This window comes from Vibrio sp. 10N.247.310.24 (genome assembly GCF_041467175.1).
Lineage (GTDB): Bacteria > Pseudomonadota > Gammaproteobacteria > Enterobacterales > Vibrionaceae > Vibrio > Vibrio tasmaniensis_A.
In genome coordinates this window covers 1-9070 of record NZ_JBFSUD010000121.1, presented here as the reverse complement: position 1 = coordinate 9070, position 9070 = coordinate 1, and the positions used below count along the sequence as shown (strand labels likewise).

General features: G+C 40.0%; 7 protein-coding genes. 4 read left to right on the top strand and 3 right to left on the bottom strand.

The window, feature by feature from the left end; all coding sequences use genetic code 11:
* Window positions 1-201 (top strand): hypothetical protein (locus tag AB6E08_RS21815; protein WP_372160266.1); only part of this gene is annotated, 201 nt, incomplete at its 5' end.
* Window positions 202-351: 150 nt separating this feature from the next.
* Here AB6E08_RS21815 and AB6E08_RS21810 read toward each other — a convergent pair.
* Complete coding sequence (locus tag AB6E08_RS21810) at window positions 352-1671, bottom strand: type II toxin-antitoxin system HipA family toxin (RefSeq protein WP_372066626.1); 1320 nt, start codon at window positions 1669-1671, stop codon at window positions 352-354.
* Entirely contained in the window at window positions 1671-1919 is a 249-nt protein-coding gene (gene hipB, locus AB6E08_RS21805) for a type II toxin-antitoxin system antitoxin HipB (protein ID WP_017107445.1), read from the bottom strand. Before hipB ends, AB6E08_RS21810 begins: the two co-directional genes overlap by 1 nt.
* Window positions 1920-2513: 594 nt before the next feature.
* Between hipB and AB6E08_RS21800 the strand changes: the two genes are divergently transcribed.
* Both AB6E08_RS21800 and AB6E08_RS21795 read left to right on the top strand, forming a co-directional pair.
* Window positions 2514-4874: a TOTE conflict system archaeo-eukaryotic primase domain-containing protein gene (locus AB6E08_RS21800; RefSeq protein ID WP_372066632.1), complete on the top strand. Its 2361-nt coding sequence runs from the start codon at window positions 2514-2516 to the stop codon at window positions 4872-4874.
* A 121-nt stretch (window positions 4875-4995) separates the two neighbouring features.
* Complete coding sequence (locus AB6E08_RS21795; RefSeq protein WP_372066623.1) at window positions 4996-5175, top strand: hypothetical protein; 180 nt, start codon at window positions 4996-4998, stop codon at window positions 5173-5175.
* A gap of 148 nt (window positions 5176-5323) precedes the next feature.
* Here AB6E08_RS21795 and AB6E08_RS21790 read toward each other — a convergent pair whose 3' ends face one another.
* A complete protein-coding gene (locus AB6E08_RS21790) occupies window positions 5324-5950 on the bottom strand; it encodes a recombinase family protein (RefSeq protein ID WP_372066629.1) in 627 nt (208 codons plus the stop codon).
* Window positions 5951-7504: 1554 nt separating this feature from the next.
* Between AB6E08_RS21790 and AB6E08_RS21785 the strand changes: the two genes are divergently transcribed.
* Window positions 7505-9046, top strand: coding sequence for an N-6 DNA methylase (locus tag AB6E08_RS21785; protein ID WP_372160264.1), 1542 nt, complete (start codon window positions 7505-7507; stop codon window positions 9044-9046).
* The last annotated feature ends 24 nt before the right edge of the window (window positions 9047-9070 follow it).

Genomic DNA, 9070 nt, shown 5'->3' with positions numbered 1-9070 from the left:
TTTGAAGTAGTCATAATTCGTCCTCAATGTGTAAACACATTTCAGGACGGGACAATAAAATACAAAAAGGGCCAACTCTTTCGAGTTGGCCCTTTCCAAACGTTTGGTGGAGCTGGCGGGAGGTGCTTCCAAAGTCTTTTATTTTTCTTTATTTTCAATGTCTTATTTGAAATTGATTTTTTTGGTTTTGTGTCGATTTAGTACTGAAAATATGGATTAATTACCTTGGGGTGTCAACTGGGTTCAGCTCCCACTTAGGGAGTTGAACTGGCAGCGATAGCTATGAGTAGATAACACAAAGAGCGGAAGCTCTTTGGACTTTTCTATTGTATTTATTGATATTGAAAGGGGCTATTGGCCTGAATTTATACCTAGTTTTTTTACCATTTTTAGAGAATTATCGAATATAGCTGTCGAAACTTCTTCAGGAAAGCTATCTGGAAGTCTAGCTTTTAGTCGTTCAATTGCTTGAGGAAGCTCAACTTGGATATCGTCTAAGATTTTTTGCATCTTTTCTTTGCTAAATCCTACAGATGTGGCTGTATCTAAGAAGTGACGAGCGTAGATTTTATTTATTTCATACTTCTTACCACGAGTTGCTTTTATCCCCATAGCTAACTTTAGCTTTCTTATATTTAATCCCTTTCCTCCAAGGACAACATAAGCAGATAGAATGTCATAAAAAGGGGTAAGCTTATAGCTTCCTCCTTTTTCAATAAAAATGGAAAAGTTCTTAGCATGTCCATCTGTAGCGCCAATTGCCCACTGGAAAACTTGGAACTTCATGAAGTTGTATTGGTCTTCTAGTGCGTTACTCGATCCCATCAAAAGATCCATTATTTCAGCGATACCAGGACCACCTTGAGACTCATACTTTATAGATGAAGGTTTTCCGAAAACTTGGCAAATATCCTCTTGAGGTAATCGCAATAAATTTGTTTTATCTTTGTTCCAGCGTCTATCGAAACGTTCTACTGCTAGTGCTTTGACTTTTTCAGTATGGATGATCTCAACATTAGGCACTTCGAAACCAAGCTCTCTAGCCAACTCAATACAAAGGTATTCATTTTCAACGCTATCTGTTAGATCTAACGTTGCATGAGCTTGCTGTATTTCTCCAATAGGTAACTTGATAATATGAGTAGTTGGTGTATTGCCTTTCGGTATGCACCATTGGTCGTTGGAGCGAAGAAGAGCCGTTTTTTCTTGTGCGCCCGCCACTGATATTCTGAAGTCTTCCTCTTCTTCAAGCATCCCTAAGGGGATATCTGACTTGTATGCGAGAAGAACACTTTCAAGCTTTTCTTCATTTAGCGTCTCATAATTGATCTTATCTTCATTATAAGGTTGCTCAGGAGGTAATAAAGCTATTGCACCAACACTGTCTTTACCTACCTCTTTTAAAAGGTCAAATGGTTGCTTAGAAGAGGCTTTATATCTAGCAACTATTCTTTCTCTAACTTTTGGTGCATCAGGCAAAAGGTTATCAAAGTAATTAATAACTGCATCTGATTTTATTGGTGCTATTTGCAACTTTAATGATAAAGATAGGGGGCGGGCTTTTCTGTTATTTATCCAGTCTGAATCATACTGGAAAGAATGAGCACCATTCGATTGTTTTTGTAATCTGCCGACAAGCTCTCCATTCATATAAGCTAGTAGTTCTTGCATTACCAGTCTTCCTCATCATTATCGTTACAATGTTGTACTAGGCTCTTTTCTTCTAACTTCAGTGTTAAGTTCATAGCTTGGAGCAGTTTAAAAAAAGTTGAGAGTGTAGTGAGATTTGGGTTGTTCTCGAAGTTGGATATTGTTGATTGCTTTATACCAACTCTTTTGGCTAGCTCAGTCTGACTCCAATTGTTCTTTTGCCTTATAAGAAGCATGCTATCAGCAAGTTGCTTTGGGCTATATATCATGTATTAGCTTCCTATTTGTTTGAATTTTAGATGCATAATTTCGTGCTTTATACATAGAGTATAGCATTATCCCTTGTAGGGGATACTAATTTGTTTTTGAATTGTACGTATCCCTTGTAGGGGGTGATAGTGCGCCCATCCCTTATAGGGGATGATAGTGTACCTATCCCTTGTAGGGGGTGACAGTGTGCCTATCCCTTGTAGGGGATGATAGTGTGCCTATCCCTTGTGGGGGATGATAGTGTACATATCCCTTGTAGGGGATGACAGTGTACGTATCCCTTATAAGGGGTGATAGTGTGCCTATCCCTTATAGGGGTGATAGTGTGCCTATCCCTTAAAGGGGATGATAGTGTGCCTATCCCCTGTGGGGGATGATAGTGTACCTATCCCCTGTGGGGGATGATAGTGTACCTATCCCTTATAGGGGGTGATAGTGTGCCTATCCCCCGTAGGGGATGATAGTGTACATATCCCTTGTAGGGGGTGATAGTGTGCGTATCCCTTGTAGAAGGGAGGATATATACATTATGTTTAGATAGAACAATCAAAGCCCTTGGCTTTGACTTATCTATATACAGGATGATATTTAGCATGGATGAGCTTGAGTCAGTAAATCAAAGAATTGAACAGTTGAAATCCGAGCTATCTCAGCTTGAGAAAAGACGAAATGAGTTACTGTCTAGTCCTGTGAATCCAGAGCAAACTCTGTTAACTCCAGGACAGAAAATCGAACTATTTCAAAGTTACTTCCGAGGGAATCACCACTGTTACGCTAATCGTTGGCAAAACTCGGCAGGTCGAAATGGTTACTCAATAGCTTGCTCCAATGAGTGGCAGCAATGGGTATGTGAAAAGCCGAAGGTAAAGTGTTTAGAGTGCTTGAATCAAGCTTTTAAACCTCTGGATAGAGATGCGATCTATCGTCACTTAACTGGCGCTGAAGTCATTGGCTTATATCCTATACAGCCTGACAATTCGTGTTTCTTATTAGCCATAGATTTTGATAAAAGCGACTGGCTTCAGGCATCTCAAGCTTATGTTGAAGCGTGTGAGTTTTATGATCTGGATTGTTTGTGGGAGCGCTCTCGTTCAGGTAAAGGAGCGCATGTCTGGATTTTCTTTGAATCCGCAACAACAGCAAAGGACGCAAGAGAGTTAGGCTTTCTTCTTTTAGACAAAGCGATGCAAATTCATAGTGCATTAGCTTTTGATTCTTATGACCGACTCTTTCCTAATCAGGATGTTTTACCCACTGGCGGTATCGGCAATCTAATAGCCTTACCCTTACAAAAACAAGCAAGGGCTAATCAAAACTCAGTGTTTTTGGAGCGTTTTGGTCAACCCTATGCAGATCAATGGTTGGCACTCAAATCAGTTCAGAAAGTACCAGTATCTAAACTTGAAAAGCTGATATCGGCTATAGAGAAAAAAGCTAAACAACCAGACGTTAGTGATTTGAAACCATGGGAACGTAACGTATTGCCAACATCGGGCATTGATGGGTGTCCGTCAAACGTAACCGTAGTATTGGCAAACAGCATTTATTTACCTCTCTCAGAGCTTCCTAATCCATTAGTCGCTAGACTCAAAAAGTTAGCATCATTTTCTAACCCCAAGTTTTTTAAAGCGCAGGGCATGCGTCTTTCAACCAATGGCATAGCTCGCTTTATATGCTTAGCGGAGTTAGATAATGGCTATTTAAGCTTACCTAGAGGCTGCCTTGATGATGTACAGGAAATCTTGGCGGATCTGCATATCAAGGTAGATCTCGTTGATAAAAGAACGCTTGGGCAGACGTTGGAGTTAGTTAACTTTCAGGGTGAGTTACGACAATCACAGCAAAAAGCAGTGGACTCCTTGCTTAAGTTTGATTGTGGTGTGCTACATGCTCCAACTGCTTTCGGTAAGACGGTGACGGCTATCGGTCTGATAGCTCAACGCAAAGTTAATACGCTGATTTTAGTGCATAGTAAGCAACTCGCAGACCAATGGAAGGAGCGTCTAACAGCCTTCTCTGACGGCATTGATATCGGTATTTATACTGGGGCAAGGAAAAAACCAACAGCTCAAGTCGATATTGCTACCTATCAAAGCCTGATAAGCCGAAGTGATAATACTGTAAATCCAATAATACAGGAGTATGGTCAGATTATTGTTGATGAATGCCATCATTTATCTGCACCGCAATATGAACGCGTGTTGTCAGAGGCTCATGCGAAATATGTCTATGGGGTAAGCGCGACTTTAGAACGTAGAGATGGGCATCAACCCATTATTTTCATGCAATTGGGTAGGGTGAGACACACGATCAAGGTTGATAAAGCATTTCAATTCCAACAGATACTGCATTGTAGAAAACTAGCGTATGTCCCACCGCTTGCTCTGACTAATGATGAATCAAAGCCACATATCTCAGAAGTTTATCGTTGGCTTATGGAGAACCCAGAGAGAAACAAGCAAATCTTATCTGATACTCAATCTGAAATCTTGAAAGGTCGAGTTCCTATCATTTTGACTGAACGAAGAGAGCATGCTGCCACTCTCTATAATGCTTTAATTGAAGAGGGCGTTAAAGCTCAGCTACTTGTTGGAGCTATGAAGAAAAAGTCTCTGAAACAAGTAATGGAGCAGCTCGATTCAGCTCAGGTACTTGTTGCCACAGGAAAATTTGTCGGTGAAGGGTTTGATTTACCGAGACTTGATACATTGATCTTAGCGTTACCTGTATCGTGGAAAGGTTCGTTAATACAGTATGTAGGACGAATTCAAAGGCAATATCAAGGTAAAACAGAAGTGAAGGTGATTGACTACGTAGATACTAAATTACCAATGCTACAACGGATGTTTAAGAAGCGAGAGAAAGGCTATAAAGCCCTTGGTTTTGAAGAGGAAGTACAAGGACGTGGTTATCAGTCTTCATTAGACTTGCCTGTAGATATTGCATCCGAGTAGTTGAGTGAGACTGAAACTACTTAATGGTGGATGCTGTCCATTGTTTACTTATGAGATCAAACATTGTGATTACAGTAAAAGTGAAGCTAGACTATCCAGTATTATTATTTGAAGGATTTCAATGATGACACGTAAGCAGCTAAAATATGACATACAAGAATTAATGAGAAATACTGATTTTGAAGCGCAGCGGAATGACCCGACATTAAAACTGTGGCAGTCAAAGGAACTCTATACTATTCGTTCTTCAGAAAGTGGAAGTTCGAACGGTCAAGAAGCAAAAAATGGTAACGCGAGGTGATCCAAGGATCGCTGTAATTACTCAAATTTTATGCTGAAAGATCGAAAGTTCAGTATTAGTTGAAGCGATCCCTAGATCACCTCTACTCGTTACGTGCGCAACGATAGAATACACGCCTTATTGATTAGGTATGTATCAAGAGTTAGTTCTAGTTGCTTTTGTTAAACCTCCGCCAAGTGGAAATAGATACCCCTGCTAGCTGACAAGCATTTACTTGTGAAAGACCATTCTTGACTATGTATTCATTTGCTAAAATACATTTATCAACAGTTTCTTGGGTCTGCTGCTTACCTTTATATTTACCATCTCTCTTGGCTTTCTCAATTCCCTCTGCTTGCCGTCTTCTTCTATCCTCATAATCTTTTGATGCAATTGCAGCTAGCACGTCAAAAAGAAGCTCATTAATTTTCTTGAAGATAATGCTGGTAAGCTCATCAGATACTGAGTCGCTCTTTTTTAGAAGTTGATAGCTTGTTGGGATATCGACAGCAACAATGGAAACACCAGACTTAACTAGCTTGTTTTTCAGCCTTTCCCAATCATCAGAAGATAGACGTGTTAATCGATCTAACTGCTCAACAAGAATAGTGTCGCCATTCTTGGCAATGTCGATCATCTGATTCAAGATTGGTCGTTCAAAATCTCGACCAGAAGCATTTTCAACGAAATACTCATCAACAGTCACTTTTTGCTCATCAGCAAACCTTTCAAGATACGTTCTTGCTCGATTTGCATCTTGTTCGGAAGTTGAAGCTCTTAAATACCCATAAATCATATGCTGCAATGCCTAATAGTTCATTTAGATACCTTATTGAACTATAGTTCATTTAAGCCATAGTTCAATCTAAATGATATATAAGTTCATATATGTGTGATGGGTATACCCATAAGAACCATTATTTAAGGCTAAGTTTCTGTGGCTAGAAATACCAAAGTCTATAGTTAGGGTAAGAACAGTGTTCATGGGGGAGGGAGTATATGAAAATTCCACTTGTGGAATTTTGGCATCGACAACGTAACCTTAATCTCAATTTGGTAGGCGCTGAACATCAGTTTCAATATTCATTGGTAGTGAACACCAATTCCCAAAATCCCACTTGTGGGACTCTGGCATAGGCAGCGTAACTTTAATCTCAATTTGGTAGGTGTTGAACATAAGTTTCAATGTTCATTGATAATGAAACACCAATGCCCAAAATTCCACGTGTGGGATTCTGGCATCGGCAACGTAACCTTAACCTCCATTTGGTAGGCGCTGAACATCAGTTTCAATATTTATTGATGCAACACCAACCCCAAAGTTTCACCAGTGGAATTCTGGCATCGGCAACGTAACCTTAACCTCAATTTGGTAGGCGCTGAACATCAGCTTCAATATTCATTGGTAGTGCAAAACCAATTCCCAAAATCCCACCTGTGAGACTCTGGCATTGACAACGTAACCCTCATCTCAATTTAGTAGGTGTTGAACATTAGCTTCAATATTCATTTGTCGTGAAACACCAATTCCCAAAATCCCACGTGTGGAACTCTGGCATCGGCATCGTAACCTAAATCTCAATTTGGTAGGCGTTGAACATCAGCCTCCATGTTCATCGGTAATGAAATACTCACCCCCAATGCTATTTATGGAATTTTAGTTATAGGCAGTTGAACAGTGTTCCAAGGAACTTGCATATGAGCATCAATGCTTATATAGAATAAGCTAAAGAGCCTGCTCTTTAGCATTACTACTTATCAGCTCTGTATTAATGACGCTCCCTTTGAACTACATACCCGATACTGACTAGGAACAGTGTTCATATAGGTATTTAATGTGTGCAGGCTTCAAGGTGAAAGAGCTTTTCTGTAGTTTTGCTAGCTTGAGTCTTGTTCTAGGGTTTGGTTGCTGTAATCAAGTTGTGTGAAGCTGAAGTATGTCGCTGTTTGAATTGATGATAATTAGATATGACAAGTCATCGAAGTCAACTTTGCCTTTTTTCTTTTTCTTTTTCTTTTTTGCTTTTGCTTTTGATTAGATATCCGTGACGATAAAAGTCAACATGATCAATGTGGTGACTGTTAAGTTGCTGATATTTCGGCTGTTGGTGTTTTTTTATCGGTCAACGTTAGAAGAGAACACTGTTCTAATGTGGTTTTCACATTTTACTTTTCTGAAATCACACGATGAAAAACAAAAAAAGCGCTTGAACAGTGTTCTTAGCTATCCAATATCACCAAGATTATGACTAGAGTTTACTTCAGTCGGCATTCTGTCAGGTATAATCACCTCAATTAGTAAAAAGCATTCGCAAGAGCGAATGCACTTCTATCGAGAGAATTATCGGTTATGACAACAGAATCAGCACCAGAAATTATTGAACTTAGTGATCTTAAAAAATGGCTTTGGGGCAGCGCTAACATTATGCGTGGCACCGTAGATAGCTCAGATTTTAAAAACTACATCTTCGGGCTTATTTTTATCAAACGTCTATCTGATGTGTTTGATGAGCGTGTTGCAGCGATAATGACTGAAGAACAGTGTTCTAGTGATGAAGCAATGGAACTTATTCTGGAAGATAATCCAGAGCAGTTCGTCCCTGTCGATGCTCGTTGGGCTAACTTGGTTGAAAAGACTGAAAACGTTGGTGAACGCATTGATGAAGCCTTTGCAGAAATCGAACGTCAGAACCCATCATTAGAGAAAGTGCTTACCGCTATCCAGTTTGGTGATAAAGAGAAGCTGAGCAATGAATTGTTGATGCGTTTGTTGCGTCACTTCAACCAACACAAGCTCGGTAATAAGAATCTATACAAGCCTGATCTACTTGGTGATGCCTATGAATACCTTATCGCTATGTTTGCTGATGATGCAGGTAAGAAAGGAGGCGAGTTCTATACCCCACACGAAGTAGTGGAGCTAATAGTAAAACTAATCGACCCTCAACCAACTCATGAAATTTACGACCCAACCAATGGCTCAGGCGGTATGTTGGTTGAAGCGGCTCGTCATATTAAAGATAGCTACCCAGAAAATGGAATGGTGATGGGTAAGCCGAACTGTAAGCTTTATGGTCAGGAAAAAAACCTTGGTACATGGGCAATTGCGAAGCTGAATATATTCTTGCATAACCTGGATGGTGACATTAAACGTGGTGATACGCTGGTTAACCCACAACATAAAGACGGTAACGGATTACAAACCTTTGACCGAGTAATTTCGAACCCACCTTTCTCGATAAAAGAGTGGTGGGAGCCTTTAGAAATCAATAAAAAGACTAAGACAGACAAAAAAGGCAAAGAAGTTGAAGTTAACCCTAAATACAGCTCTGAGCTTAAAGACCCTTATGGTCGTTTTGGTTTAGGTGTTGCTCCTCGTACTAAAGCGGATTTAGCTTTCTTACAGCACATAATCGCATCAACGAAAGAAGATGGTCGTATTGGTGTAGTCGTCCCTCATGGAGTGCTCTTCCGTGAAGGTGATGAAGGTAAGATTCGCAAAGGTTTATTAGTAGGAAAAGACGATTTAGCTGGTGACTTGATTGAAGCAGTTGTTGGTTTACCACCTGCCTTGTTCTTTAATACAGGGATTGCAGCAGCAGTCGTTGTTCTTAATAAGAAAAAACCTGCTGAACTTAAAAACAAAGTGATCTTTATCGATGCATCGGAAGAGTGTGACGATAGCGATAAGATGAGCCGCCTTCGTGATAAAGATATCGAAAAAATCACGAAGAAATATAACGAAGCTAAGCAAGCTGTGATTGATGCAGGCGAACAAACCGCAGAGTCGCTATCTAAATTGTTGGATTCTGTTGCTGTAGATAAGTACCTACGTGTTGTAGACATGAGCGAGATTGAGGCTAGGCTTTGTTGCGTAATTCAATGGAACTAAATCAAGAACCTACGATCTGATCAG